The organism is Pristimantibacillus sp. Z349TD_6 (assembly GCF_056173205.1).
The window spans coordinates 6,980,001-7,006,422 of record NZ_CM149662.1; the positions used below are offsets into that span (position 1 = coordinate 6,980,001).

Annotated in this window: 23 protein-coding genes (1 of these 23 running past the window's edge); 8 read left to right on the forward strand and 15 right to left on the reverse strand. The window is 44.7% G+C overall.

What is annotated here, in order from left to right; translation table 11 throughout:
* Positions 1 to 666, reverse strand: partial view of a helix-turn-helix transcriptional regulator gene (locus tag AC0VYE_RS30300; protein WP_475444453.1) — the 5' portion only. The gene continues 282 nt to the left of window position 1, outside the view; the window shows 666 of its 948 coding nt (coding positions 1-666); the start codon lies at positions 664 to 666; its stop codon lies off the left edge, out of view.
* Between the two features lie 120 nt (positions 667 to 786).
* Between AC0VYE_RS30300 and AC0VYE_RS30305 the strand changes: the two genes are divergently transcribed.
* Positions 787 to 1,278: a DinB family protein gene (locus AC0VYE_RS30305; RefSeq protein ID WP_475444454.1), complete on the forward strand. Its 492-nt coding sequence runs from the start codon at positions 787 to 789 to the stop codon at positions 1,276 to 1,278.
* 113 nt (positions 1,279 to 1,391) lie between these two features.
* Here AC0VYE_RS30305 and AC0VYE_RS30310 read toward each other — a convergent pair whose 3' ends face one another.
* Complete coding sequence (locus AC0VYE_RS30310; protein ID WP_475444456.1) at positions 1,392 to 4,310, reverse strand: family 78 glycoside hydrolase catalytic domain; 2,919 nt, start codon at positions 4,308 to 4,310, stop codon at positions 1,392 to 1,394.
* Positions 4,311 to 4,454: 144 nt separating this feature from the next.
* Here AC0VYE_RS30310 and AC0VYE_RS30315 point away from each other — a divergent pair, with 144 nt between their 5' ends.
* Positions 4,455 to 5,339 carry a helix-turn-helix domain-containing protein gene (locus AC0VYE_RS30315; RefSeq protein ID WP_475444458.1) on the forward strand — a complete coding sequence of 295 codons (885 nt, stop codon included), beginning with the start codon at positions 4,455 to 4,457 and terminating at the stop codon, positions 5,337 to 5,339.
* A 14-nt stretch (positions 5,340 to 5,353) separates the two neighbouring features.
* On the opposite strand, the gene AC0VYE_RS30320 is transcribed toward AC0VYE_RS30315, so the two are convergent.
* The 4 genes from AC0VYE_RS30320 to AC0VYE_RS30335 are packed head-to-tail and all read right to left on the reverse strand — an operon-like array spanning position 5,354 to position 8,593.
* Complete coding sequence (locus AC0VYE_RS30320; RefSeq protein WP_475449776.1) at positions 5,354 to 6,121, reverse strand: spermidine synthase; 768 nt, start codon at positions 6,119 to 6,121, stop codon at positions 5,354 to 5,356.
* 17 nt (positions 6,122 to 6,138) lie between these two features.
* The gene (locus AC0VYE_RS30325; protein ID WP_475444460.1) at positions 6,139 to 6,594 is read right to left on the reverse strand and encodes a GNAT family N-acetyltransferase; all 456 of its coding nucleotides are present in this window, start codon (positions 6,592 to 6,594) and stop codon (positions 6,139 to 6,141) included.
* Between the two features lie 37 nt (positions 6,595 to 6,631).
* Complete coding sequence (locus tag AC0VYE_RS30330; RefSeq protein WP_475444462.1) at positions 6,632 to 7,531, reverse strand: copper amine oxidase N-terminal domain-containing protein; 900 nt, start codon at positions 7,529 to 7,531, stop codon at positions 6,632 to 6,634.
* 21 nt (positions 7,532 to 7,552) lie between these two features.
* The gene (locus AC0VYE_RS30335) at positions 7,553 to 8,593 is read right to left on the reverse strand and encodes a YhfM domain-containing protein (RefSeq protein ID WP_475444464.1); all 1,041 of its coding nucleotides are present in this window, start codon (positions 8,591 to 8,593) and stop codon (positions 7,553 to 7,555) included.
* A gap of 135 nt (positions 8,594 to 8,728) precedes the next feature.
* On the opposite strand from AC0VYE_RS30335, the gene AC0VYE_RS30340 reads away from it, so the two are divergent.
* A complete protein-coding gene (locus AC0VYE_RS30340) occupies positions 8,729 to 9,397 on the forward strand; it encodes an AlkZ-related protein (RefSeq protein ID WP_475444466.1) in 669 nt (222 codons plus the stop codon).
* Between the two features lie 905 nt (positions 9,398 to 10,302).
* Here AC0VYE_RS30340 and AC0VYE_RS30345 read toward each other — a convergent pair.
* A complete protein-coding gene (locus AC0VYE_RS30345; protein ID WP_475444468.1) occupies positions 10,303 to 10,503 on the reverse strand; it encodes a DUF2197 domain-containing protein in 201 nt (66 codons plus the stop codon).
* Positions 10,504 to 10,757: 254 nt separating this feature from the next.
* Between AC0VYE_RS30345 and AC0VYE_RS30350 the strand changes: the two genes are divergently transcribed.
* Complete coding sequence (locus AC0VYE_RS30350) at positions 10,758 to 11,534, forward strand: class I SAM-dependent methyltransferase (protein ID WP_076270411.1); 777 nt, start codon at positions 10,758 to 10,760, stop codon at positions 11,532 to 11,534.
* Between the two features lie 64 nt (positions 11,535 to 11,598).
* On the opposite strand, the gene AC0VYE_RS30355 is transcribed toward AC0VYE_RS30350, so the two are convergent.
* The 3 genes from AC0VYE_RS30355 to AC0VYE_RS30365 all read right to left on the reverse strand — a co-directional run bounded on the left by AC0VYE_RS30355 (position 11,599) and on the right by AC0VYE_RS30365 (position 15,038).
* A complete protein-coding gene (locus tag AC0VYE_RS30355; protein WP_475444470.1) occupies positions 11,599 to 13,356 on the reverse strand; it encodes a methyl-accepting chemotaxis protein in 1,758 nt (585 codons plus the stop codon).
* Positions 13,357 to 13,485: 129 nt separating this feature from the next.
* The gene (locus tag AC0VYE_RS30360) at positions 13,486 to 14,292 is read right to left on the reverse strand and encodes an AAC(3) family N-acetyltransferase (RefSeq protein ID WP_475444472.1); all 807 of its coding nucleotides are present in this window, start codon (positions 14,290 to 14,292) and stop codon (positions 13,486 to 13,488) included.
* A 68-nt stretch (positions 14,293 to 14,360) separates the two neighbouring features.
* Entirely contained in the window at positions 14,361 to 15,038 is a 678-nt protein-coding gene (locus AC0VYE_RS30365; RefSeq protein ID WP_475444474.1) for a hypothetical protein, read from the reverse strand.
* 184 nt (positions 15,039 to 15,222) lie between these two features.
* On the opposite strand from AC0VYE_RS30365, the gene AC0VYE_RS30370 reads away from it, so the two are divergent.
* From AC0VYE_RS30370 to AC0VYE_RS30385, 4 genes are all read left to right on the forward strand, one after another.
* Positions 15,223 to 16,179: a carbohydrate ABC transporter permease gene (locus AC0VYE_RS30370; protein WP_475444476.1), complete on the forward strand. Its 957-nt coding sequence runs from the start codon at positions 15,223 to 15,225 to the stop codon at positions 16,177 to 16,179.
* Entirely contained in the window at positions 16,176 to 17,006 is an 831-nt protein-coding gene (locus tag AC0VYE_RS30375) for a carbohydrate ABC transporter permease (RefSeq protein ID WP_076270407.1), read from the forward strand. Before AC0VYE_RS30370 ends, AC0VYE_RS30375 begins: the two co-directional genes overlap by 4 nt.
* Positions 17,007 to 17,088: 82 nt before the next feature.
* Positions 17,089 to 18,483: an ABC transporter substrate-binding protein gene (locus AC0VYE_RS30380; protein WP_475444479.1), complete on the forward strand. Its 1,395-nt coding sequence runs from the start codon at positions 17,089 to 17,091 to the stop codon at positions 18,481 to 18,483.
* A 588-nt stretch (positions 18,484 to 19,071) separates the two neighbouring features.
* Positions 19,072 to 20,136, forward strand: coding sequence for a ParB/RepB/Spo0J family partition protein (locus tag AC0VYE_RS30385; RefSeq protein ID WP_475444481.1), 1,065 nt, complete (start codon positions 19,072 to 19,074; stop codon positions 20,134 to 20,136).
* 95 nt (positions 20,137 to 20,231) lie between these two features.
* Here the strand turns inward: AC0VYE_RS30385 and AC0VYE_RS30390 are convergent, their stop codons facing one another.
* The 5 genes from AC0VYE_RS30390 to AC0VYE_RS30410 all read right to left on the reverse strand — a co-directional run bounded on the left by AC0VYE_RS30390 (position 20,232) and on the right by AC0VYE_RS30410 (position 26,236).
* On the reverse strand, positions 20,232 to 20,852 hold the full coding sequence (locus AC0VYE_RS30390) for an FMN-binding negative transcriptional regulator (protein WP_475444483.1): 621 nt from the start codon (positions 20,850 to 20,852) through the stop codon (positions 20,232 to 20,234).
* Positions 20,853 to 20,999: 147 nt separating this feature from the next.
* Positions 21,000 to 23,153, reverse strand: coding sequence for an MMPL family transporter (locus AC0VYE_RS30395; RefSeq protein WP_475444485.1), 2,154 nt, complete (start codon positions 23,151 to 23,153; stop codon positions 21,000 to 21,002).
* Positions 23,154 to 23,207: 54 nt separating this feature from the next.
* Complete coding sequence (locus AC0VYE_RS30400) at positions 23,208 to 24,353, reverse strand: NAD(P)/FAD-dependent oxidoreductase (protein ID WP_475444487.1); 1,146 nt, start codon at positions 24,351 to 24,353, stop codon at positions 23,208 to 23,210.
* 1 nt (position 24,354) lies between these two features.
* Complete coding sequence (locus AC0VYE_RS30405) at positions 24,355 to 25,089, reverse strand: methyltransferase domain-containing protein (protein ID WP_475444489.1); 735 nt, start codon at positions 25,087 to 25,089, stop codon at positions 24,355 to 24,357.
* Entirely contained in the window at positions 25,082 to 26,236 is a 1,155-nt protein-coding gene (locus AC0VYE_RS30410; protein WP_475444491.1) for a type III polyketide synthase, read from the reverse strand. Before AC0VYE_RS30410 ends, AC0VYE_RS30405 begins: the two co-directional genes overlap by 8 nt.
* Positions 26,237 to 26,422 lie beyond the last annotated feature (186 nt).

Sequence of the window (26,422 nt, forward strand, 5' to 3'; positions counted from 1 at the left end):
ATTCCCAAGGTTTACATGTCGCAAATCCAGCGCTTCCAAATCAGATGTATCCTCTACAGCGGAGTGAATTCGATCACAACGGAACAACCGCAATTCAGCACGCAAAAAACAGTAAGCGGAACAGTACCATAATCCGTTGCTTGCATATATGCCAATCGGTTGTATTTGACGGCTTGACCGACCTTCTCGTGATTCATATTCGATAACCAACACTTTTTGATGAATAGCCCCTTCAAGCAAGATCGATAAATAAGGGGATTTCATTTGCCGAGCAGGCGTGAAAAAATCAACACGATTTTTCATTTGATCAATACGATCCCGCACATCACCCGGCATGTAATAATAGAATTTGCTGAGTGCCGAGGATGATTCAGGTTCAAAGGGAAGATATAAATAGTGCCTCAAAGCATGGCTGGCAAAAAATATCGCAACAGCCTCTTCTTCCGTAAAAGCGATTGGAGGCAATATCCTTTCTTTTAATACCTGATACCCGCCATGCGGTCCTACCTCCGAATACAACGGAACGCCCAGCTCACTCAGCTCCTGCAAATCCCTCAATATCGTTCTTGTCGACACTTCAAACTCACCCGCGAGTTCTTTGACGGTGAACTTACGTTTTCTATTAACAGTCATCATCAATTCAATGAGCCGTTTCGATTTTGACATATTGATTCTCCATCCATTTCTTAATTATGACAACTACTGTCACTATTATAAGCTACAATCAGTATTAAGCCCACTAAGGGTGACCACAATACTACAATTAAGAAGAATGGAGTGAAGGTAATGCAATCTCAACCTATTAATGAAGTAAAAGGATTACTGCTGGAGGAATTGGATCATATTGCGAAAACCTCTTCCAATTTGATTCGCAAAATCTCAATCGATCATTGGTCATACAGACCGCATGACAATATGAGGACGCTGCTGGAGCTTGTCCAACATATCGTATCTATTCCTTCGGTTGATCTGCTCATTCTTCAGGAGAACGATGAAACCGTCATCCGCAAGCTTGAAGCGGATATAGCTGCCGATCAAGACCACGAGAAACTAATTGCTTGGCTCACGACTGGTTTGCATGAAGTCAGAGCTTACATGGAAAGCCTTCCGGATGAGGATTTCCTGCACAAGAAAACAAAACCATTTTATCTAGAACACGGCTCAGTACAGGCAAAATGGCTAATTGAAATTACGACCCATATTCAGCATCATCGGGCTCAGATGTTTACATATTTGAAGATACAAGGCTATGAAGTCAACATGTTCGATCTATACTAAAATAATTCAAATGCAGTTCACCACTCCTATAAAAAAAGCTCTCAACTGTCTACTGGCAGCGAGAGCTTTTTTGCATCTTCATTCCACTGAGCGTAATTCAAGCGATATTTCTTCTAAAAGATTTTTTTCTCCCGAACGATACCTTCGTATCCTTCTGGTATTATAACATTCACTTTTACCGATGCAGGGGATTGAATGGAAACCTCAATAATTTTCTCATCGATCACTTTCCACGATACATCGATTTGCCCTGCATCGGAGAGAGGAACGCTCCCCTTCGCCCAAGTGAGACCGCAAGGATTAGGACTAATCTCGACCTCAGTCCAGCCCATTGCTGTACTGCGAATGCCAAGCACCTCGCGTCCAAGGAAATAAGCTGGCGCTGCCGACCAAGCATGACAATGACTTCTAGTCAGCATATTGGGATTCGCTCTATTTTCCGAAAAGTTCGGATACATCTCCCAGCAAGTTGTCGCGTCATGCTCGATCATTTGCCCATAATTGCGACGGATGTCTTCAACAATCGTAGAATACTGTCCCGATGCCGACAATGCTTCATAATAGAAGAAAGACATGAATGGACTGCCGATTTGAACAAAATGGGAAGGCGATTCCAGCAAATACTTCTCCATAATGCTTCTACGTTCTCCTTGCGCAACACCTGTCAAATAAGCGACCACCTGTGTTTGCACGGAGAAGATGTCTGATCTGCGTCCATCCACATGGATACAATCCAAGTAGGCAGACTGTTCCTCGGACCACAAGTGCTGATTAATTGCCGCTTGAAGATCATCGGCTGCTGCAGCAAAACGTACGCGCCCTTCCTCATCACCGGAAAAACCAGCCATCTCAGAGGCAACTCGCAGCGTCTTCACTAAGAAGCAGTTCTGATGAGTGACAATGCCATCATTAGGCTGATCAATCGGCGACCAGTCGAGTAGGTTCCAGCCCTTAATTGCTAGCAAGCCATCCTCATTGATTTCCTTCAAATAATGCTCTAGCGTAAAACGGATATGCGGATACATCTCTTGGGCAAAATGAAGATCCGCTGTTTGCTCTACATATTCACGGCATGCAATAGCCCAGAAAAAGGTCCAGTTCGGAATAACGCTGCTCCAGCCGCTCGGAACCTGATTTACGTATAAAGGCGTTTGATCCTTCGATCCCGGTACAAGACGCAAGCATCGTTTAACCATATCATTTACGCCGAATAAGTAGTTGCTAACCAGTGCTTCATTGCGGCTATCCCCCACCCAGAAAACTTGCTCATAAGCTGGGCAATCCACAAAAGTATCTTCCATGCATAGCTTCGTCGTATGGCGGCTAATCTCCCATATGTCGTTCAATAAAGGATCTGAGCTTTGGAATCTGCCAATCTCTGCTACTGGATAATGGCTTGCTATATAATGAACATTTTGTATTTTGACCGGCGTATTCGCATTTCGGACAGTCAGCATCAAGTATCGCAAGCCTCTGCGAATTGGAGAGACATGAGTCTGTCTCCCTTCTTTACATACATAGCGCACAGTATTGTCCAGTCCAAACGTATCTTGGCGATAATCCTCTGTCATATACTCAAATCCGTAAAAGTCTAAAATAGCACCCGCTTCTGCCTCAACCTCAAATGACAGATAACCCGTAAGCTCCTTGCCGAAATCAATAATAATTTCTGTATCTAGACCTGGATACATCGGAATAACTCCCGGCGATGCGTTCGGAATAACAAGATTTTGCAAAGCCACCGGAATAACATGCGGAGTGCTTTCCTTCTTCCACACAGAGAGACCGAATACATCTACTTCACTTACGAGACTCTCATTAATAGAACGAATATATGGAGAATAGGCATCCAAATCTTGAATGGAAGATACCTTATCTATTACTTGCTTATAATACGCATCCTCAAAATCAATCTGTCTCGATTCCTGATGATCCAAATATACGGTACTGTCAAAGGGACCAATACTAATAAAAGCAGATGCACCTACTGACTGTTGCTCAGAAGCTAACGGTGATCGAACCTCAATCGGAACTTCACTGTAGATGCCCAGGTGCAGCTGACCTGTATGCATGCTTCCACTCACATCAATTAAGAGTAAATGTTCGCCTTTTTGAATTGTCACTTCTGCATAGCGTTCAGGGAGCACTCCCGTGAACTGATCCGAATCCAGCTTCACCCCATTAATTGAGACAACTCTTACGCACTCACTCGCAAATGGGAACCCGAGTATAATATCCGCGTCTTCTTGGACAGAGAGAATGGTAGCCGCATAACCCGTGAAGCCGACAACATTTGCATGGTCCTCACTGCCTTCAACCATTTGATTGCGTATATCAATTGACGTAGAGAAGCTGAAGGACTTAACGCTGCTCAGAGATAATATGCGGGATGGATACACAGGGTACTCTGCTAACAGCGGAATGTCCCGCTCTATTAGCGTCTTCCACGGTCCAGTGCCAACAACGCCTAGTAACGCTGCTTTCTCCCAAGCATCACCACTACCCGTGGCTGTAGTCCAATCGCTGTCCCATGAACCAGCATCAACATACTCAGAATAGCCTTGCTGACAAGACATTCGAGGCGTACGTGTATGATAGCCTTCATGAATAGCTGTGCTCCAAGTATCATCTGATTCAAGCAGCGTTTGCGTTCCCTCTTCACTGCTCCTATCCAACTGCACAAGCAGCCCGCCGCGGCCTCTTAAATAGTAAAAGGTCGTTACGCCAAAATGATGCACGAGCACCGCAATCGTATTCGACTGCCCAGGTACCAGCAGATGGCCAATATCGTACACATCATAAAATTGCTCAACGGTCCATGAACGTACAGGGCCGCGTCCTACCTGCTTGCCATTAATATAAAGAACATAACGAGAATCCGCACTAATTCGCAGTGTTGTTTGAGTATTTTGGTCAAAATCATCCGATGATGGTGCAACATCAAAGCTCTTTTTGAAGCAGCGCCATTCATTGCGAGGGCTTTCAGCTTCTCCGCCCCAAATCCAATTCGCCTTCCAATCCCAATCCATCATGTTATTCCGCCCCTTCTAAGCGAGTAATCGTAGGTTTGCACGTGCATTCTACCTCTAATTATAGTAAAATCATGCTACTCAATTACCCCTGTTTCGGACATTTATTCCCTGAAAAACGACATCGGATGAAAGGAATGAAAGCTGATGACAAGCAAGCATACGCTGCTTTACGAGAGCGAGCAATATTTTCAAAAGAGTAAATTCATCTTCGTAAACCGCGCCGAGGAAGACTTTGATCTGCCGCTGCACAATCATGTTTTCATTGAGCTTGCTTATGTAGCTGAAGGCAAGGGCTTTCATCATATAGGGGATGACGTCGTCCCCGTTTATAAAGGGATGTTATTCATTTTGCCGCCTGGCATTCCGCATGTCTTTCGGCCTTCAACACCTTCACGCAACAGCTCGCCATTAATTGTATATAATTGCGTCTTCATGCCCTCGCTCCTTCAATCTCAGAAAGACTGGATTGGTGATCAGGAGATTGTTGATTTTCTGGACACCTGTTTTAATGATGCATCCACTTTCCACTCCTTGTTCGACTCGGATAGTGTTATCGAAGATTTATTTCGCAGCCTGCTTCGTGAATATGAGCTCCCGCGGAGTGGATCATCGGCTTATTTACTAACGCTGCTAGTGCAGCTGTTTCTATCCGTCTATCGATTAATGAAGGACGCTAAGGAGCTGTTATTAGAAGAGAATTCTTCCGCCCGCTTCCATCATGTGCTGAACTACCTTGAGCAGCACGCTCATGAGAATGTAACCATCAGCCAGCTTGCAAATCGCTGCGAGTGGAGCGAACGGCATTTCAGCCGCGTGTTCAAGCAGCATACCGGACAAACTTTCCTGCATTACTTGCAGCATCTGCGCATAAAAAAAAGCTGCGAGCTCCTTAGGAACTCCCAGCTAAAAATTAGCAGCATTGCGGAAGAGGTCGGCTGCAAAAATATCGATGCATTCCTCACCCATTTCAAACGAATTGTCGGCATGACGCCGCGCGAATATCGAAAAATCATACGTGACAACAAATGATCCGTATAGTCGGTTCATCCTTTTCGTTTGTCCGCCATACGATGCCCTTCTTCTAATTCTATTTCGAGGAAACCAGCCATTTCCCGTGATTGAAAGCTGAGCGTTTTGTTACTGCCGACGATGATCATATTACGAGTATCGGCTAGATCTTCTGCAGGCAGAGAGAAGGCTTTCGTATACGGATAGATCTCTTTCAATGTTGAATAAATTGAATTAATTAATTTATCGTTTTTGACTTTTCCGAAGAGATTCATAATAATCGAACCACTTGCGTTCAGCTTCTCTTTCGTTAACTCAAAAAATTCCAATGTCGTTAAATGATACGGTGTCCCCTCTTTCGTGAAGGCGTCCAAAATAATATAATCAAAACCGCCGGACGCCTGATTTTCAAGAATTTGCCGCCCATCTCCAATTACAACATTGTCCTCGCTATAGCTAAAATAAGTTCTGCTCAGCTCAACTACCTTCTCATTGATTTCCGCTATCACAAATCGTTTATCGGAATAGTGTCCGGCGATAGTTCCAATTCCATGACCAATCATAAAAACATTTTCAAACGATTGATCGTTATTTACCATCAGATGCATGATCGCACGCGGATATTCCATGACGACTCGATTCGGTTCCTTCAAATCTATCGCTCCTTGAATCGCATGATTAGAGAACTGCAAGAAGCGATATTTTCCGATCTCCCCAAATAATTGATTGGCTTCATAAACGGTAATCTCTTGAGAGCCGCTAAGCTCCTTGGTTAACTGATACAAATCATCAAACTCCTTCAGTACGTGCGAGAGCAGAGTTAATTTAATGTTTTTTGGAAGGAGGTGAGCGATAGCCGTTCTTCCACTTCAATAACCCCCGTTTCAACATATCCGCTTTGCTTGTAAAGGTTAACCGCAGGAGCGTTTTTAGATCCCGTTGATACGACGATCACATTTCCGCTGACTCCAACGCTTTCGATGTGTTGAAGCAGCTGCTTCGCGATTCCTTTTCTAAAATGGTCAGGGTGGATAATGAGCCGATGAATGTCTATGATGTTATTATCAATCATGATGGCGATGGCTCCGCACAGTTCATTATTAATATAATAACCATAGAAGGTCTCCCCGCAATTACGCAGCGTATCTACGGTGTCTTTTAATGGCGGTATCTCATAAAAATCAATGAGCTCTGCTTCCACCCTATAGGATGGAAGCTGTATACGCAATACTTCCTCTGCTATGGCAGCATCTGTGATGTCTATTTTTCTAATCAATGTTAATTCCTCTCTAATTCCCTATAGAATCTTTTACTTATTTAATATCTGTTCGTACTTCTCCTTCGATCGGCATAATGATAATTTTAGGAAGCTCTTTATTCTTATTGCGATCAATAAAGCCCAACTCCGTCTGCTTGCCCTTGCTGTCAACCGTCCCATACGCCAGCCAATCTGCCATAATTCGATCTGAAAAATAGACAGAATCACCAAACGGCTTTGGTTCCTTGCCCGCTTCTCCGTTTTTCCCGTATAAGTCCTTTTCCCATATTACTTCCTTAATGCCGTTTTCGTTGATTTCATAATAGGTGATTAACCCTCTATATTCCATGGTATAACGGAGTGCTTCCCCTTGAGGGAAAATATATTCAAAAGTCATGCCTTCACCATAAGGCGTAATATTAATACCATTATCTATTCCAAATGTATCTAGCGCAACCTTGCGAGCCTCTGTTAAGTCGCCATTTCTCAGCGTTTTGAACCGTTCTTCACCCGACGGTGTTCTTACAATAATCTGTTTCCCTGTACTGTCGGTTCCTACTGTTCCGCCAAGCGTTTCCGTAACAAAACGAACTGGAACATAAGTACGTCCTTTCTTTACGGTAACTGGGGCATCCAGAGGAACTTTTTTCCCATTTACATCAGCTGATTTTAGTCCGTCCTTTAATCGAACAGTCAATTTCCGAGCTGGATTTTGGATCACAATTGTCTTGGTAGCCGTTTCGTAGGAATATTTGAGTTTTTCAGGATCATTAAAGGCTGTGAGCTGCACCATCGTTCTGCCGTTCACGTTCAGCACATCTTCTTGAAGCCTGCCGTCGATGAACATTTTAATGGGTGCCTTGGGTGCAGACGCCGCCATCGTTGCAGAACCCGCACTAAGCACACCCGCTATTGTTAGTGCAGCTGTCGTTGCTTTTATCCATTTTTTCATCATTAAAACCTCCTGCGAATTTTATTATTGTTGCGATTCCACTTCGCCAACTTTAAAAGCGCCATCCTCCCATTTGTAAACAAAAGTGAGCAGCGGTAAACCGTGTTTCGAGACCACTTCTTCGATGGTATCTCCGTCTAGATCCACTTCTTCCGCATGACCAGTATCTACGAGCAGGAATGGAATGGGTTTATCATCTTTCATTTCAAAATAATTGTGTATCGGTGCATTTGCCCCAAAGACACCGTCGATTCGAATAAGCAACTTGCCATAAAGCTCTAGCTCTTTAATCGACAGCAGCTCATCATTGTTTTGTGGATGCATGCCTCCAACTGCCCCAAGCTCATAAAGACCAGCTTCATATTCGAAAGCACCATACACCAGCTCATCGTCACCCGACTTCGAATAAATGCTAATTTTTCCGCCATTAATGATCTGTTCTTTAATAAGCTGCTCCATTTGAATGTGATCTACCTTCACAACCTTCTGAGTATTTTCAACCTTCTCATAGGTAAGCGGCATAACGAACTCACTCTGCTCAGTGAGCTGTGAGTCCTCTTGAATGATTTCGAGTAATTCATTCGTCGCTTCCTTTGTTAATACATAACCCTTATGTGTATCTTTCACGTCCATAATAACGCCCTGTTTAGAACTCTCGTTTATCCAAAGGTTGAAGGTGTTTTTCACGATTGGCTGTTTCACCGTAATCGTAAAGATCGGTTTCGACATATTTAAAATTCCTTGCATTTGTACTGCCGTATTTATCGCGCTGACAAAAACCTCTAGCCTCCTTTGATCCGTATACACCGACTCTTTGGATTTGGCTCCTGTTACTCTGGAAATAGATATTTCTTTCGCATCTGTGATATTAAATGATGGACTAATCTTCTTATCCAATAACCCTGTTAGTTTAGCTTGAACCAGCTGCTGCTCCTGTACATTAGTTGCCTTTGGGTCAACACTTTCGGCTGCACAACCAGCAAGAAGCAGCACTGTAATGACAGCTGAAACGAATGTTCCTTTCACTTTTTCGCCAGTCCTTTCATGAGCAAAAAGCTGTTCCATTTTAACCTCATGTATAGTGACGCCAGTTACTGTAAAAAAGTTACTTTTTTTGATCTAATTTAATAAGTCGCTGTATGGAAGGATTAGACAGGTGAAAACTAGAATAAAGGAGTAAACGATATAAGGAGTGTATATATGAGCATTACCACTTATCCAGAGTTCGTAAAGCTGGTCGAGCAATATAAGATTTTTCCATTCTCTGACCTTATCCCTGAGCATCCGTCCCTCACTGCCGTGGTTCCTAGTGACAGCTGGCATACAGAAACTGAGTTTGATCCGTGGATATGGCGGGTTAAAATCGTAAAGGATGAGCATGCGGCATATGGCAAGTTTTTTGGCAGCAAACTAACCTTTATTCACGTTGATTTGTTTCCTCATATCCCGTTCTTGTTATCCCAAGGAAAAAGCGTTGAGGAACGTTATAACAGCGGTCTTATGTCCCAAGAAGCCAGAAATATTTATCATATTATCAAGGAAGCAGGCAATATCGACTCACGCAATTTACGTAAGGAAAGCCGGCTGACCGCTAAAGAGCAGAAGAAGGACTACGATCGGGCACTTGTAGATCTTCAAAACTTTGCTGACATTGTGATTACCGGGGCGCAGGAAGCTGACTTCGATGGCGGTTGGAGCAGTATGTGCTTTGAAAGCTCAGATCACTGGCTTCAAACCACACTTGGTAAAGAGGCTGTTGCTCACGATAATCTAGCAGAGACCCGAGCTATCGTCAAAGCAGAGCTGAGCGATGTTTGCACGGAGAAAGCTCTTAAATATTTGGACAAAAAGCTTCATCTCAATAAATAAAAACGATGTGGCTCGTTGATTACCTCGACTGTGCTTAGCTTCCGATCTTACGGACATAGAAGCCTTTATTTCTCAAAATAAAGGCTTATTTGCTTTCTAACGGACATAGGATCCTCTATTTGCTCAAAATGACCCCGAATTTCTTCGAATATTACGAAATAAGAGATCCTATGTCCGTTAGAGCGAGAAAAAGGACGATTTACGGCAAATAAGGTCTCTCATGTCCGTTACTGAGTGCCGTGTGTAGGTTTCATTTGTTGGTTGTGTGGTTAGGTTTTGTGATTTGGTTTTGTGATTGGTTTTTTAGGTTGGGTTCTGTGGTTGGCTTTTGTGGTTGGGGTTTGTGGTTGGGTTCTGTGGTTGGCTTTTGTGATTGGGGTTTATGGTTCGGGTTTGTGGTTCGGGTTTGTGGTTCGGGTTTGTGGTTCGGGTTTGTGGTTCGGGTTTGTGGTTCGGGTTTGTGGTTGGGTTTCGTCTTAGGTTGTGTGTTTAGGCAGTGCGTTTAGGATATGTGGTTAGATTTTAGTCTCGTCTTCGGTTTAAGTTTAGGTTTCACGTTTAGACTTAGGTTTAACTTCCGTCCTTACGGACATAAAAGCCGTTATTTCTCAAAGTAAAGGCTAGTTTTCTTTTTAACGGACATAGGATCCTCTATTTGCTCAAAATGACCCCAAATTCTCTCGAATATCATGAAATAAGAGATCCTATGTCCGTTAGAGCGAGAAAAAGGACGATTTACGGCAAATAAGGTCTCTCATGTCCGTTAAGTTGAAGGAAGAGATCAAAATTCGTCTTTGAAATGATGGCTAGCACTCCCCATCATAAAAACTGTACATCGGTCATCATAGATACATAGCACTAGTTATCAAAAAAACATAGCACTCGTCATCATAATGCATAGACAATTAAGTTATTAATTTGTCATACCCTTTGGGATCTAGGCTTTCTGGCTTAATCTCGCTCATAGCACTTGCTTCTTTTGTTGTTTTGGAATGACATGACTGACAAATATAATATTTCGTTTGTTTTTCAATGAGCTTTCGATATTGAGGATCGCTGTGATTAATATCATATGGTTTTCTGCACAACATACAGTTTACATGCATTCCATAATCACCCTCTCATAGACCAGCATTCATTAATAGTATAAATGAACCCGTTGTAAATGAGAATTCAGAAATCCCTTTTTCTTGGAAATATTGACCTATATTTACCTATTGCCTATACTTATAATAACTTTATAAGAAAGCGAGTGGTTATCATGCAAAAACTACATTCCGGTACGTTCATTATTAAGGTGCGTAAGGGATAAGCATTACAATCCCTTCCGTAAACATCTAATTATTGGAGGGAATTACGTATGTCGTTTAGTTATTACGGAGAACTTTGCACAGTGGTCTATGATTTATCCAAGAAAACAGGTCAATCTATCGGTGGCGATTTAGAATTTTACCAAGATCGACTGAAAGATTGCAAGGGTCGTATTCTCGAAGCAATGGCCGGTTCTGGTCGTGTTCTCGTTCCGCTTCTAGAAGCAGGCCTGCAAGTCGATGGTGTTGATTATTCAGCGGAAATGCTCGCATCCTGCCGTCAACGCTGTGAGGAACGCGGGCTCGTTACTGAGCTGTATGAGTCAAATTTACAACAGCTTGATTTGCCTCATCGCTATGAAGCCATCATTATCCCAGGCGGTTCATTCTTATTAATAGAGAACCGAGACGAATCACTTCTGGCTCTAAAAAATTTGTATACCCATCTTGAGCCAGGCGGACGTATCATACTTGACCTGTTCCTGCCTGACAACAATTTCAGTTGTGGGCAATATAGCGGTACGTCGACATTCAACCTGCCGGATGGAGACATCATTACCATGGAAGACAAACTTGTTGAAGCCGACTTATACAATCAATATAAGATTTCATATATTAAATATGAAAAATGGCACAACGGCGCTCTTATCCAAACTGAGCTGCAGCGCTTTGCCTTACGTTGGTACGGTGTCGAAGAGTTTAAACTTATTTTAGAAAACATTGGTTTTTCCGATGTGGTTGTGTCAGCTGATTACAACTATGGCCAAGCCCCATCAAACGGCAAACAAAATTACGTATATGAAGCGATTAAGCCCATAGAAGCTTAAGTAATAAGTAAATATGCAAATAAAAAATAGGCTGCCAGCATTGGCAGCCTATTTCTTGCTTAAATCAAACATTTACCTGAGCAATAGCTTGTCTCATATCATTCGTATTAGAGCTTAACACCACAGACACTTCATGTACTTGCTTCATCATATCCAGCTGCTGTACAGTCAGCATTTGAATTTGCTCCGTTTGATCCGATACATCTCTTGCGATATGCGCAATACTGCTCACTGTAGCGGCTACCTCCTCAGAACCAGCTGTTAGCTGCTCCGTCGTCACCGATACCTCCATAATTTGCTCGCTTACAAGTCGGAACGATTCAACAGCATGCAAGAACGATTCGGCTGCTTCACCCGATAAAGAAACTCCGTCTTCAATATCTCTTGAGGCTTTCTCCATCTCTTCGCTAATTTTCCCTGATTCTATTTCTATATTGCCAAGCAGCAATGAAATTTGCTGTACGGAGGAAGCAGAAGCTTCCGCTAGTTTACTTACTTCTTTTGCTACAACCATAAAGCCTGTTCCATGTTCCCCAGCCCTCGCTGCCTCAATCGATGCATTTAGTGCTAGGAGCTTGGTTTGGGAAGCAAAATCGCGAACGGAACCAATGACATGACCGATTTCACCTGTATAGCTCTGCAATTGCCTTGCAATATGCAGTGTCTGACCGGCAGAAGCCGAAATATTTTTGATTTGTGTGTTCAGTTGTATCATCGCTTGTTCGCCCGATTGTGCGATTTCTAGTGACTGTACCGCTGCGCTCGAAACGGTGGATGAAGATTCCGCAATCTTAACGATTCCCTGCGCAATTTCCTCCATCGCAAGTGCGCTGTCATCTGCACTTTTTTTCTGGGCATGTGCACCCTCGAAAATATGCTGAACTGAACCATTCATCGCCTCGCCCATTTGCAGCATATGATCAGCACTGCTTGCAAAGGATTGTGTTGATGAAACGAGCTGCTCAGACGTCTTTTCTACATTAACAACTACTCCGCGAACTCGCTCATTCAAATGCTCAGACATCGTAAGCATCGCTTTGTATACCGTACCTATTTCATCAACAGATTTGACTGGCTTTGCTCGCAAAATCGCATTCGCTTCCACCAGATCGCCTAAAGCCATTTTCTCAGCGCTGGCAGTTACGGTCTCCAAAGGCTGAAGCGATCGGCGGACAAACCAGATGATCGCCCCGATTAAAACAAGCGTAATGACTAGCATCATGATATAGAGTGGGATGCTTTCCTTTATGACACTCTTAGCCAGCTGTTGAAATACAGCTGCATCCGTATCAATGCCAATTGCTCCAACCACTGCGCCACTGTCATCTTTCAAAGGCACATAGGCAGACAAGTAAGAACCATATACCGGGTTTTCAATTAGTGGAGAGCTTGCGTTTCTTCCAGCAAAAATATGTTCAACCGCCGAAGCCGGCATATCGGTTACTTCATTAATAGGGGAAGCTGAGCTATCATCTTTAGGCAAACCGTCGATCATAATTCGTGGTTCACGATTTTCATCGAAACGAACAAAATAGACGTACCTTGCGCCTATTTGCGAGCGGAAATAACTAAGTTCCTCACGAATAGACCAGTATAGCTCTGTTTCCTCAGGCTGCTTGAGAAATTCCGTAAATTCCCCCGACTCAAGCGTGGCCGCATAGCTCTCTGCAATTCGAATATTGTAGCTGTTAATCGCCTCTTCAACTGCAGAATTGGTTTGCACTACTTGTGTTCCTATGTAGCCTCCCGCGATCAATATCATAACTACGGTCATAGCGCATAAAACACGGACAATCAGATGCTTTTTCAAGAGCGTTATCATTCGTTCGCTTCCCCTCTGTTCGCTCACTAGCAAGTTATTGCTCTTGAAAGCTTTGCCTGATGAATATGGTTATATTTCTCATCATACCACCGTATTTCGACATTGGGGAAAAATATTACAAAAGGGAAACTAGCGGCCTCTATTAGCTTCCATCCATTTTACTCCGTAATCAACTAAAGCTTTAACTGGCATGAGCAGCGAGTCCGCATTGCCGACCTTTCCTCTGCGAACATAATCCGTTTCTTTCTCAAAACACTCGCCTAAATGATTAAAATCATCCGTATCAAAATCAACGTCGCGCAGCGCAACCCATTTTTTCTCTCCGTCTACAAGCATCGGTGCTTTATTAATCGTTTCTGCTTTATTTGCATACTCAGCTCGATACTCCGCTAGATGAAGAGTAGTGTTTTTATGATGACCAACGCCCAGCAGCAGCACCCAGCCTTCCAAATCATAAAGCCTCGCTAACGGAGACTGTTCACTCAGACTGTATTCCAAGCTATGATTTGCAAGTATCCTATCCTTCTGGGAGCCCCACGCTGCAAAAGAAACCTGTGGATGATTGCTTCGAACGACGCCATTTTGTTTTCTAAAACATTCATTTATGACCCCCATGTCTAAGCAAGGAGTCAGGTCTATTTCAAAAGCAGGCATTGTATCTCTTATCGGCTGCCACCATGATTCCTTCACTGGCGGGTATCGCCAAATTTCAGGATCAGACAAATCTGGCGTATGCGTTGGCATGACAAGTGTACCTTCGCTTGTCAGACATGACTCTATCGCCAAAATCACCGCAGTCGGCCCGCCGGATACAAAACCGCCAAGCGCCTTCATCGAGGTATGCATCATAACCGTCATTCCAGGTTGTACGCCGAGCTTAATCAAATCCGATTTCAACGTTTCCGATGTTAATAAATCCCCTTGTATTTCTTCCATTTTGAGCCCCACCTTAATATGCTTTCTCTTTTATTTCATTAAATAAAATCTCTGGCTGCTTCGCAACTCTATTTAGCTTTCAAAAAAGTTACTGCATCCTCCAGACGATCTGTTTTTAGCGCTAGCTTCTCCGTATTGAATACTAAAATGACTGGAAATTGCTCGATATTAAACATCTTCTTTATATCTAGCACGTCGTTTGGATTGTACGCCATCATGCTGTAGCCGCCCTTAAGCATGATGCTTGCTTCTTTCTCGATGTCATTAATATCAAAAGGCTCTTCCTTACCATCCTCGTATATAACTGTCGTTCGGTAGCTGCCTTTTTTGCTTGCCAACAAGCCTGCTCTCTTAAAAAGCTGCTCGTCGGACATCGATAAAACTATGAGCTCATCCGGCGTATCCGTAATCTTCTCCGTACGCGATGGATTGATCTGAACCATCTGTCCTTGCTTCAAGTCCTCCCACTTCAGCTTATCGCCTGTTTCATTATTTATTTTGGTGCTTGGAAGCACGAGGGCTTCATATACTACGCCCCAATCTTCTATAGCTGGACCCGGCTCATCGCGCTTCGTCCACTCGGAAATATCGAATTCGATTTTTTTCTCCTGATCGTTCAAACCGTTAATAAAACCAATCATTTGGTCATCACGGTAATGGCCATACGGCTTACTGCTGCAGCCAGCCAGAAGCATCCCTACTGTCAAAAATAAGATGAGGCCTGCACTCGTCCATCGTTTCATCATAACCCCCCTTTCAATTAATAACGAGCATTACGATTTAAATGTTCCGGTATTTTACAATTCACTTACAGTGCATGCCTATCCTTTAATGCTAGCGATCTACAATTTATTATTAATTTCAAAACATTCCTCGAACATTCTAAATCTACACTATATGGAGAACATGGATGTGAAAGGATGGTAGGGAATGAACATGCAAGAAGGCAAGCTTACTCTAGCCGCTAAGCGTACACATAGCTCTCGCGCTGCTAGTCGACTACTGGCTAAAACGAATCGATTGAGGGAGAACGCACTTGGTTATTTGTTTTTGGCTCCTTCACTTTTGCTATTTACAGTATTTTTATTTTATCCATTGCTGAAATCAGTCTATTTAAGCTTCCAATTAACAGATCCCAGAGGAAGAGTCGCTGAGTATGTCGGGTTCGATAACTATACGCAGCTGTTTTCATCGGAAATGTTCTGGAATAGCCTGACGGTGACAGGCCTATTCACACTATACACCGTTCCTGTCGGCATTGTACTTGGCATCGTTACAGCCGCGCTCACGCATATCAAGCTGCCAGCTATGCGTATTTTTCAATTCATGTTCGCAATGCCGCTCGCATTGTCCGTGAGTACTGCAGCCGTCATTTGGATGATCCTCTTTCACCCCAGCCTCGGAATGCTGAATTATATCCTTTCATCACTAGGAATTGCCCCCATCCAATGGCTTACCAATCCCTCTACAGCTTTATTATCGATATCCATGATGACCATTTGGATGCAATCGGGCTTTAACTATATTATCGTGCTGAGCGGGCTCCAGAGTATTCCGGATGACATGATCGAAAGCGCAAAGATTGACGGCGCAGGCCCATTCCGTGCATTTTTGCAAATCGTACTCCCGCTGCTGTCGCCTACTCTATTTTTTCTAGCTGTTATCTCGATCATCGGTTCCTTTCAATCCTTTGGACAAATCCATCTTCTAACCAAAGGCGGACCTGCCGGATCAACAGAGGTATTCGTATATTCCATCTATAAAGAAGCATTCATTAACTATCAATTCGGAACAGGAAGCGCCTTGTCGTTAGTCCTATTCGCTATCATTCTTATTTTGACGATTATCCAGTTTGTGTTTGTAGAAAAGAAGGTGTATTACCAATGATCGGATTAAAGCCATTTTTACGCCGCTCTAGTGTGTACTTGCTGCTCTCATTGCTTTCCATCGCCATGCTGTTTCCATTGATTTACACATTTCTACAGGCATTGATGACACCTGAGCAGTCTCTTCAATTTCCGCCTGACTTGTTTCCCGATAGCGTGTATTTGGGTAGCATCTCTGCCGTATTTGAGCTTATTCCCGTTGGTGCATTCATAGCGAACAGCTTTCTTATCGCGACCATTATTATGGTTGGACAAGTTTTTATCGCGAGCATGGCTGCTTACGCCTTTGTATATATCCGTTTTCCAGGCAAAAAATATTGGTTTTCCTTATTCCTCTCCACCATGATGATTCCGTGGGAAGTCACGATTATCCCCAATTATTTGACGGTAAAATCATGGGGATGGCTGGATTCCTATCAAGGATTGACGATTCCTTTTCTCGCGTCTGCGTTTGGCGTGTTTCTTCTGCGGCAATATTTCTTACAGCTGCCTCGCGAGCTTTTTGAAGCAGCAAAAATCGATGGCAGCGGGCATATCCGCCACTTCTTAGTTATCGTACTGCCACTATCACGTCCAGCCATAGCTTCACTATCTGTCTATGTGTTTCTGAATTCGTGGAATATGTACCTTTGGCCCCTGCTCATAACGAACAGCGATAAGATGCGAACGGTACAGATCGGCATTAGCATGCTGCAGTTCGAAGAAATGACAAGCTGGAACATCGTGTTAGCCGGCGTAGCTATTGTGCTGCTGCCTTCCTTATTACTGCTCATTGTTGGATTAAAGCAGCTCGTACGAGGGATTACAGCTGGTGCTGTAAAAGGATAATGAATGAGGTGGCTCCGTCTTCATAGACGTTTCCATAAATGTACTGTAAACAAAAAAAGTAGTAGAGAGGGAGAGAAAAAGAATGAAAGCAAGGTTTAGGTCTGGTTTGATGATTATGATGGCGGTAATGTTGTTTGTAGTCACAGCCTGCGGAGGCAACAACTCTGGGAACAAAGGCAATGCAGAGGCGCCTTCTGCTACGAACTCAACTGAAGCTTCAGCAGCTCCTACCGAAACGGCAAAAGAACCTGTTAAAGTTGTTTGGTGGCACTCCATGGGCGGAGAACTTGGCAAAGCAGTAACCCAGCTCGTTACAGACTACAACGCTTCTCAAAAAGATGTAGTCGTTGAAGAAGTGTTTCAAGGAACCTATGACGAGAGTTTAAATAAAATGAAAGCATCGATGGATTCCAAATCTGGGCCATCACTCATTCAAGTATACGAAATCGGTTCAAGATTCATGATCGACTCCAAAGCAACTACACCTGTTCAAACTTTTGTAGATGCAGAAAATTATGATCTATCTCAGCTAGAAGAAAATATTACAAATTACTATACATTTGACGGCAAGCTTCACTCCATGCCTTTTAACACATCAAACCCAATTTTGTATTATAACAAAGATTTGTTCAAAGCTGCTGGACTTGATCCAGAAAAAGCACCAGCAACTTTTGAAGCGGTAAAGGAAGCTGCTGCTAAGCTTACGCAAAATGGTCAAACAGGTGCTTCATTCGCTATTTACGGCTGGTTCATGGAGCAATTTTTTGCAAACCAAGGCGTAGAATATTTGAATAATGGCAACGGACGTACAGCTTCCGCTACAGAATCGCAATTGAATAACGAGACTGGTGTTAAAACATTGTCATGGTGGAAGGATCTTGTTGACAGCAAATCAGCACTTAACTTGGGACGTAAAACAGACGATACGAAAAAAGCATTCGCAGCTGGCCAAATCGCTATGACGTTAGATTCTACCGCTTCGCTTCGCGGAATTGTAGATTCAGTGGCTGGCAAATTTGAAGTAGGTACTGGCTTCCTGCCTAAACCTGCCGATGCGAAAGATGGCGGTGTTGTCGTTGGCGGAGCAAGCTTGTGGATTCTGAATAACAAGCCCGAAGCTGAACAAAAGGCAGCATGGGATTTCATCAAGTTTTTAGCTAAGCCGGAAACACAAGCTTATTGGCACATTAACACTGGTTACTTCCCGATTACTAAAAAAGCTTATGACGAAAAAATCGTTGCCGATAATCTAGCAAAATATCCACAGTTCCAAACAGCAGTTGATCAGCTGCACGCTTCTATCCCTTCCCCTGCTTCGCAAGGCGCAGTGATGGGCGTATTCCCTGAAGCGCGTCAGCTTGTTGAAACGGCGATTGAAGAAGCATTAACTGGCGTAAAAGAACCGCAAAAAGCGCTTGATGATGCCGCTAAAGCGATCACTGAAAAGATTGCTAACTATAATAAAACAGTTAAATAATTTGTGAGCTTAAGCCAAGCCTCGTTCACGAGGTTTGGCTTTTTTTGTCTATTTCCCCTCCATACGTCGGTACCCTCTGCCCAGTTAGTGTCGCTATTTCGTGCCATCTGCTATAATTAATCAGAACACCTGTTTGTCCAACAATGAAATTATTAGGTAATGACCGGTGGCAGCACAGCAGAATACTAGAGCTCTGAATGAGCTTTTACAAGCGAGAATGCCGTTGAGCTAACGGACATTAGATACCTTATTTCTCTACATTCGCTGTTTTTGATGAGCTAACGGACATAGAGGCCCTTATTGAGCTTCAATTGCCTCAAATATGCTCAAATTTGTTCATTTAACGGATTATATGTCCGTTAGACTCAAGCTTGTACCCATCAACAACGACGCTATTTATGAGTCTTCTCTCGGAAGAACCAGCATCATTTCATTGAAAATGTCATCTTGCAACCATTCTTAACAAAAGATCCGATATAATAGAGGAAGCCACTATCATAATCGGATTCTCAATACTTTTACATAACAGACGAACGAATAACAAATGACGCCATGCATTCTAGTAAACCAAAAGTTAAGGAGAGACCTATGGATATCATTGAAATTGTTACTGATTTAATTGATGAGGATACCGATCAGCCGAGGTACCAGTTTGACGAAGAAGCGCTGCAAGAATTAATGAAAAGCATTGAAGAAATCGGTCTGCTCTCGCCAATTAAAGTGAGAACGACAGGCAACGGACGTTATAAAATCATTTATGGGAACCGCCGCTATAAAGCAAGCAAAATGCTCGGACGGCCAACGATTCCTTGTATCGTCTCAACCGTAACGGACGAGATGGAAATATACTTGGAGCAAATAGCGGAAAACTTGACGCGCGAAGGCTTCTCTCCGATCGAAGAGGCCGAGGCGTTTAATAAGCTGTTGAACGATTCGAAGTTTAAGAGCTCCACCAAATTTTTGTCCGGCAAGCTGGGCAAGCCTGAATCGTATATCAAAAACAAATGTGAGCTGCTGAAGTTTGGCAATGCCGTAAAGAAGCTGATCGTTGGCGGCACTGAGATTAGGAAGGATAAGCTGACCGAGGATCAATTGCTCCCTCTTAAGGATTTGCCGATCGAGCACCGCGATCCACTAGCGCTTATTGCTGCAAGAGATGAACTGCCAGTAAGCGACGTAAAAAAAATCGCCAAGCTGTTCAAAGATAAAACGATCTCTGACAGCACGAAGGACAAGCTGCTATTTAAGTCAGGTGCTGGACTCATCGAAACCTGGTCAACTCATGAGCAAAACAAAGCGGAGCGCGCCAAGCCTGTACCTGTTGCCGAGCCCAAAGCAGCTGCTTCGAAAGTAGAAAAGCAAATCAAACAAGAACAAGCTGATTCTGAGCCCGCTCCAAAGACTAGCCAACTACCAGCTTCAGCTGCGTCCATTGAGCTTGCTCTTCATGAGCTGACTGCAGCCCTTCCTTCTCACCTGACTTTGTCTTCGGATATCCTTCAATCCATTGAAGCGATTCGAGCGAGCGGGCAAGTTGATTTCATTCAAGGAGTCAGCGCACTGATCGACCAATTAGAAAAATATTTGGCAGAATGGAAAGCCGTCCGAGAGCTTGCAAGCGCCAAGCTGCAGGCTGTTGCCACAGCGGATTAAACAACCTAAGCGTCCTATGTACATTAAAGAACCAGACAAACACTACAAGTGTGCTCGTCTGGTTCTTTCATTATCTTTTTTATTTATTTCATGCGCTACAAAGATGATCTCTTCACATTGTCCTTCATCAGCTTTGCAATCTGCTTAGATTGAACATCCTTCTGCAATTCCAGCGCATCGATGACTCGTTCTTGTCTTTCTTTGGAATGATTTTGACTCAGCTTCCATTTGCCTTCTATTTTTGAAATATGAATTTTAAATCCAACAATGCCTTTGGATAAATTGTTAATGTACGTTGGGTCAGCTTGGCTCATGCTCCACGGGTTTGGCATGCTTGATTCATAATGGCTAACCGATTGGTCTACGATTTTGAGCAGCTCCGCATGATCTTCAATGAGCTCAACATGACCGTACACATGAACAGCGGTATAATTCCACGTCGGCACGGAATTTGGCGTTTCGTACCAAGAGGATGAAATATACGAATGAGCTCCAGTGAAAACAACGAGTACTTCCCCTTTTAAGCTTACCCAATGCGGATTTGCTTTTGCCATATGACCATACAAATAACCTTCGCTTTCATCTAAAAGCAAGGGGAGATGCGTTGCACAGGGCTTACCTTCATGTTGTGAAAATAAAACAGCAAAGCTATTCTGCTCCATCAGAGCGTATAGTGTCTCTTTATCCGTCACTTCAAACGATTGAGGTATATACATGAAATATCTCCTCTGCATTATGATTATTCAAACTATAGCACAAATCAATTTCCGCTATAAGAAATAAAAATAAGGCGCAATTATGCTTGTCCTCAAATAGGCAAATGAAAAACGACTGCCGAAGCAGCCGCAATACGCATGCGATTTCTATTGCTTCAACCAGCGCGGAGCCCACCAGTTCCATTTTCCAAGCATGAGCATTAAGGAAGGTGCCAGCACCATTCTCACGATTGTTGCATCAATAAATATGGCTGTCGCGATGCCGATGCCGAGCTGCTTTACGCCAACTACTTCGCCAAATGCAAAGGGTGCGGTGACGACGATCATGATAGCTGCAGCCGCGGTTATCACATGACTGACGGAGGAAAGGCCCTTTCGTACAGCCTGCTTATTGCTGCGCGTATTATGAAATTCCTCGCTTATGCGCGAGATGAGAAAAACGCCGTAATCCATACTAATTCCAAATACTAATCCAAAAATAAATACCGGGATCATAATGGCAATGCTGCTCGCCTCAATCCCCAATCGGCCATCCATGAAGACCCATGTCAGAATACCAAAGGATGCTCCTATGCTCAGAAGATTGAGGAGTATGGTTTTGAGAGCAATGAGGACGGAACGAAAGGCAACAAGAAGCACGATAAAATTCGTAACAAATAGAAAGAGCAGCACATAAGCTAAGCTTCCGAAAACATGATCGAATACTTCCTGCTCATACTTTGCCTCTCCTCCAAGCGAGAAGAATATTTTTGATGATTCCCCTCTTCGCTCCCACTCCCTAAGCCAATTCATCGTCTCGCGAGAGGATGGTTCGCCCGCTATCGTCACTTGCAGCAGCATTTGGTTATTTTGCAGAAATGGCTGGAGCGCCGGCTGGAATTTCTTATTTTGCAGTGGCCGCTGCATGATTGTCGTCAAATGCTCGGGTGGCAAATTAAGCCTAGAGAACACCGAGTCCACCCTCAAGACGCTCGGATCTTGCTCCAAGCGCTTCGTCAGCTCAAAGGCATTCATCCAATCCGCTTGCTCCAAAAACAGACTATCCCCGCGAGCAATCACCCAAACCTTTGATGTGGAGGGCAGCTCAAAAACAGCCTCTGAAGTCTCAGCGGCCAACCGAGATTCATAGTATTGAGGCAATGAAGCCTCATCTGGAACAGCAGTCTCCATTCTACTAAGGGGCAACAAACATAGGATAAGCACGCCCCCTGCCAGCATCCCCATCACCATTGGCCGTTTCATTACCAAACGAGCAAGCCCATCCCAGTCGGATGAACGACTGGTACCAATCGGGCGCGTTTTTTTCGTTTGCATGGAAGGCAAGCAAATCGCAAGCAGTGCAGGCAGCAGCGTAAACGCGAGCAGCAGCGACACGGCCACTACTGTCATCGCTCCAAGCGCAATGGACGAGAACATGGGCAGCGGAATCCAGATAAAGCTTAGCAAACCCAAGAAGACGCAAGCTGCCGATACAAAAACAGCTCTGCCAGCTGTTTTTATCGTTGCAGCAAGCGCCTGGACAGGCTGCTTGTACCCTCCGAGTTCCTCGCGGAATCGACTAACGAGCATAAGTGCAAAGTCGATGCTTAGGGCAAGTCCCACCATCGGAATCACATTCAGAACAAAATTGGACAGCGGCAATTTGGTGCCTATTCCATATACAATTCCCATTGCAATCGTCACTCCCGTTATACCAATAACGATGGGGAGCAGCGCAATAATGATTTTACGGAAAACGAGCCACAAAATGAGAAAAGCAAGCGGTATGCCGATCAGCTCTGCTTTTGCTAAATCTGCATGACTAGCCTCATTTACATCACCTTGAATAACTGATTTGCCTGTCACTTTTATCGAAATTCCGCTGTAGGCGGGCAAAAGTTGATTTAACTGCTTCAGCGTATCCTCCATCCGATAAGGTGGAGCTTCGAATGAAAGCAGCGCGTACGCGTAGTTCCCTTTCTGAAGTTCCTGCCGCTCAAGCGGAGAAATGATATTAGTCAGACCCTGAGTCCCGCTCACCTGCCGAAGCGTCTGTTCAATAAAAGCATGAAATCGCGACTTCGATAAGTTGTCCGTTTTCTCGAATAGCAGCATGATCGGTGCTTCTGACAGATTAAAATCGGAGGCGAGCACCTGCTGCACCTTTGCATAACTTCCCTTTTGTGGATACAAGCCATGGTCTTGTACGACGGAATCCAGCCTAAGCGCATGACTGCCAACTAAGATAAGTGCAATTGACCATAAGAAAATACACACTCGCGGAAAGCGAAAGGATAGGAGTGCTAGGCTGTTCATCCCCATGAATATGCACCTCCAAAGTCAGTCAAATCCGCAAGCTGCTCATTGGCTTAGCCTTTACATCCGGAATGGCTTTAATCTCGTCGCCCGGACGAGCCCCTGTGCAAGTGGAGGCGCTATTCGCGCGGCGTTTGGCAGCCAACTAGAAACGGTCGGCATATGAAATAACCATTGCAGGAAGCTTCCCCATCGCAGCGGCCCCTCAAATTCACGTTTAATTGCCTTAATATACGCAAGCTGCCAATCAGCCATAGTAAGACTTCCATTTAAATAGCGGTCAGCAAGCGGAGCACATAGAGCAGCGGAGCGAAGTGCCATGGACATTCCATCTCCACAAAGCGGGGGAATCATCGCACCTGCATCGCCGAGAAGCGGAAGCTGATCCCACGCGTGCGGCTTATGGTTCAAATGAACAGGCGCTACTGCCGCCTGCGATCCTTGAACAGGCTCCCCAAGCGCGAGCTTCTCATGCAGTCTCGAATTTCGCCTTGCGGCGGCGTTCATGATCCCCAGTATCGTCTTTCCTGCATCTGCAAAGCTATCGCGAGCGAGCAGCGCCGAAGCATTCACAAGCCCGTCTTCTACCGGGCATAATCCTAAGTAACCGCCGCGGAAGAAATATAGCTCAACAACCGGCTCCATAGCTATGCCGCGAAAGTGGGATTTCACGCCCATGTACGAGGGCTTCGCCGTCTGATGTTGCTTGTAGCCCGGTAATCCTGCATGCTTATTTGCTCCCCATGCAGCGATGACAGTACGAGCCTCAACTGAGCTGAATTTACCGTTTTGTTTTGTTTCAATGGAATAACCAAAATCAGTAGCCTTCACTGCCGTCACTGTCGTTCCCGTTTGCAGTTTTGCGCCCGCTTGCTGCGCCGCTTGATGGAGCGCGGCATCAAGCGAATATCGACTGAGACCCCATGCCGCACTTGAAAGCGGAATATTAATCTCAGCGCCATTTTCGAAAATTAAACGTATCCGCTCTATCAGGCTTGGTCCCAGCGCTTTAATAGACTCGCTTAAACCAAGCACCTGTAGTGTTCCTTGCGCTTCGGGAGATAGAAACTCTCCACAAACCTTATGGCGCGGAAATGATTGACGATCGAGCAGCAGCGTCTCCCGGCCCTTATCGGCAAGCGCTTTGGCTAAGCTGCTCCCAGCTATGCCCGCTCCGAGCACAGCTGCATCCAGTATACGCGTCATTTTACTCAGCTCCGTCAAATGGACTGTTATGTGATTTGCTAATAACGACTGCATATCGGAACAAAGGTCTCCAGCTGTAACTGATAGAACCGTTGCTCAGTTTTTGGCCAAGAAGCTTCCAATCTTTTGCGCGAAAGCCCTTGGCAACCGACAATGGACCGTCATGCAAAATGTATCGATTAGTGGAAATGATCCGAGTCGTAATCCATACCGCAGCCCATGCGATCCAGTGACGGTGGATATCATTGATAACCACGCCAAGCCGTGATGCCTTGAGCATACTTGCAGCTGCATGCGGCAGCTCCTCCTCAGAGAAATGATGCAAAAACTGCGTCCCTGTTACGATATCCGCACTTCCATCCGCCAAATCAAACAAATCGCCTTGCTTAATCTGGACTCTTGGCTCCTTCTGAAAAAACCGCCTAGCTTCCTCGCAAGCCTCTTCCGTTATATCAACTAGCTGAATAGAAAGGTCGATTCCTCGTCCATCCGCCCATTTCAGCAGCCCAAGGTTCACATCGCCTGAGCCCGCTCCAACATCAAGAATGGTCAGGCTTCTCGGCTTATTCGCTTGCTCCCAAAGTCGTTCGACGCCGTAAATCGTCGGTGCGGCTGCAGCAAAAATACGGTTCAGTTGACGAAGCTGGCGCAAAGCCTCGTGCAGCTCAGCCCCGCCAATTGAGAAATCATCCATAAGCTCGGCAGCCACAGCCCGATGGCGCAAGCTTCTAGGCATATGCCTCATCCGCCATTTGCTCTTGATCCCCCGTAAGTACAGCGGGAACATAAGCAATCTTAATCATCTCAGCGGTTAAGCCTGGACCAAATGCGAGTGCAATGCCGCCTACTCGCTCCGAGCCTGTTTCTTGAAGATGCGATCTCATGGCGTTCAGCACAAACAAAATCGTAGCGGAGGAGACATTGCCATAATCGCGCAGCACGCCTAAACTATGCATGGTTTGCTCATCCGTAAGCTCGAACTTATTTTGCAAAATATCGATAATGCCCTTGCCCCCCGGATGGATCGCCCATAGATCAAGCGTATCCTCGCCGCATAACCGCTTTACTTCCGCGGGTATAAACTCACCAATGAGCTTTGGAATATTCGGGGAGAGGTATAGGTCAAAACCGTGGTTGCCTACCTCCCACACCATTTCCTCTGCGCATTCAGGCAGCAGAACCGAACGTTCTTCGCCTAGCTCAAAAACAGGCAGGTGATGCGGCTTGCCCGCACCAACGACGCAGGCTGAAGCTCCGTCCCCGAAAAATGAAGCGGCAAATAACGATTCCTTATCGCCGGATGGCTGAATATGCAGCGTGCATAACTCGACGCATACAACAAGTACATTCGCGTTACTGTCATTCGATACAATTTGGCGTGACAGACCAATGGCTTTAAGCCCCGCAGCGCAGCCGAGAAAATTAAGCGGGATACGGGTGATCGTGGGGGCTAGTCCTAATTGATGTATGATCGCTGCATCCATTCCCGGCAAAAATTGTCCGGTACAGCTGACCGTAATGAGATGTGTAATCTCAGCCGCATCAACCTCTCCATCTGCCAAAGCTTGTCTCGCTGCATGAAGCCCAAGCGGAACGGATTCCCGCTTATATATGCCCATACGTTCCGCTGTCGAGGGAGCGGTCTCCGGTGAAGCGCTCGGCAGGTAACGGCATTCAGCTGCTTCCGCTAGCAGATTCGGTTCACAAGTATACCGGCTTTGCACGCCGCATTGCTTAAAAATCCTTCTTCCCCAACGGGCGGAATCCGGCTTATCGCTTAATGCATCGACTAACCTTCGCGCTGTATCCGCTTGATCAACAAGATGAGGCGGAACCGCCGTACCTATCCCTAATATCGCAATACTCGATTGTGAATGCTTCATATCGTAATTTCCCACCCTCTCCAGACAAGCATAATCGGACAAGTATTCTGCTTTTAACAAGTCTATTCATTGCTTCTCCTCGATATGCAAGCGAGTATTACATCGTTTTCCAATCATTTGTAATAAACTTGAAATATAATTTTCATCTCGTTTTAATGAAAGCCTACTATAATGAAAACAACCCCC

Coding starts and splice junctions, on each gene's coding strand:
- AC0VYE_RS30305 (WP_475444454.1), top strand. CDS start 787: ATGCAATCTCAACCTATTAATGAAGTAAAAGGATTACTGCTGGAGGAA.
- AC0VYE_RS30310 (WP_475444456.1), bottom strand. CDS start 4,310: ATGATGGATTGGGATTGGAAGGCGAATTGGATTTGGGGCGGAGAAGCT.
- AC0VYE_RS30315 (WP_475444458.1), top strand. CDS start 4,455: ATGACAAGCAAGCATACGCTGCTTTACGAGAGCGAGCAATATTTTCAA.
- AC0VYE_RS30330 (WP_475444462.1), bottom strand. CDS start 7,531: ATGATGAAAAAATGGATAAAAGCAACGACAGCTGCACTAACAATAGCG.
- AC0VYE_RS30335 (WP_475444464.1), bottom strand. CDS start 8,593: ATGGAACAGCTTTTTGCTCATGAAAGGACTGGCGAAAAAGTGAAAGGA.
- AC0VYE_RS30340 (WP_475444466.1), top strand. CDS start 8,729: ATGAGCATTACCACTTATCCAGAGTTCGTAAAGCTGGTCGAGCAATAT.
- AC0VYE_RS30345 (WP_475444468.1), bottom strand. CDS start 10,503: ATGCATGTAAACTGTATGTTGTGCAGAAAACCATATGATATTAATCAC.
- AC0VYE_RS30350 (WP_076270411.1), top strand. CDS start 10,758: ATGTCGTTTAGTTATTACGGAGAACTTTGCACAGTGGTCTATGATTTA.
- AC0VYE_RS30355 (WP_475444470.1), bottom strand. CDS start 13,356: ATGATAACGCTCTTGAAAAAGCATCTGATTGTCCGTGTTTTATGCGCT.
- AC0VYE_RS30360 (WP_475444472.1), bottom strand. CDS start 14,292: ATGGAAGAAATACAAGGGGATTTATTAACATCGGAAACGTTGAAATCG.
- AC0VYE_RS30365 (WP_475444474.1), bottom strand. CDS start 15,038: ATGATGAAACGATGGACGAGTGCAGGCCTCATCTTATTTTTGACAGTA.
- AC0VYE_RS30370 (WP_475444476.1), top strand. CDS start 15,223: ATGAACATGCAAGAAGGCAAGCTTACTCTAGCCGCTAAGCGTACACAT.
- AC0VYE_RS30375 (WP_076270407.1), top strand. CDS start 16,176: ATGATCGGATTAAAGCCATTTTTACGCCGCTCTAGTGTGTACTTGCTG.
- AC0VYE_RS30380 (WP_475444479.1), top strand. CDS start 17,089: ATGAAAGCAAGGTTTAGGTCTGGTTTGATGATTATGATGGCGGTAATG.
- AC0VYE_RS30385 (WP_475444481.1), top strand. CDS start 19,072: ATGGATATCATTGAAATTGTTACTGATTTAATTGATGAGGATACCGAT.
- AC0VYE_RS30390 (WP_475444483.1), bottom strand. CDS start 20,852: ATGTATATACCTCAATCGTTTGAAGTGACGGATAAAGAGACACTATAC.
- AC0VYE_RS30395 (WP_475444485.1), bottom strand. CDS start 23,153: ATGGGGATGAACAGCCTAGCACTCCTATCCTTTCGCTTTCCGCGAGTG.
- AC0VYE_RS30400 (WP_475444487.1), bottom strand. CDS start 24,353: ATGACGCGTATACTGGATGCAGCTGTGCTCGGAGCGGGCATAGCTGGG.
- AC0VYE_RS30405 (WP_475444489.1), bottom strand. CDS start 25,089: ATGCCTAGAAGCTTGCGCCATCGGGCTGTGGCTGCCGAGCTTATGGAT.
- AC0VYE_RS30410 (WP_475444491.1), bottom strand. CDS start 26,236: ATGAAGCATTCACAATCGAGTATTGCGATATTAGGGATAGGTACGGCG.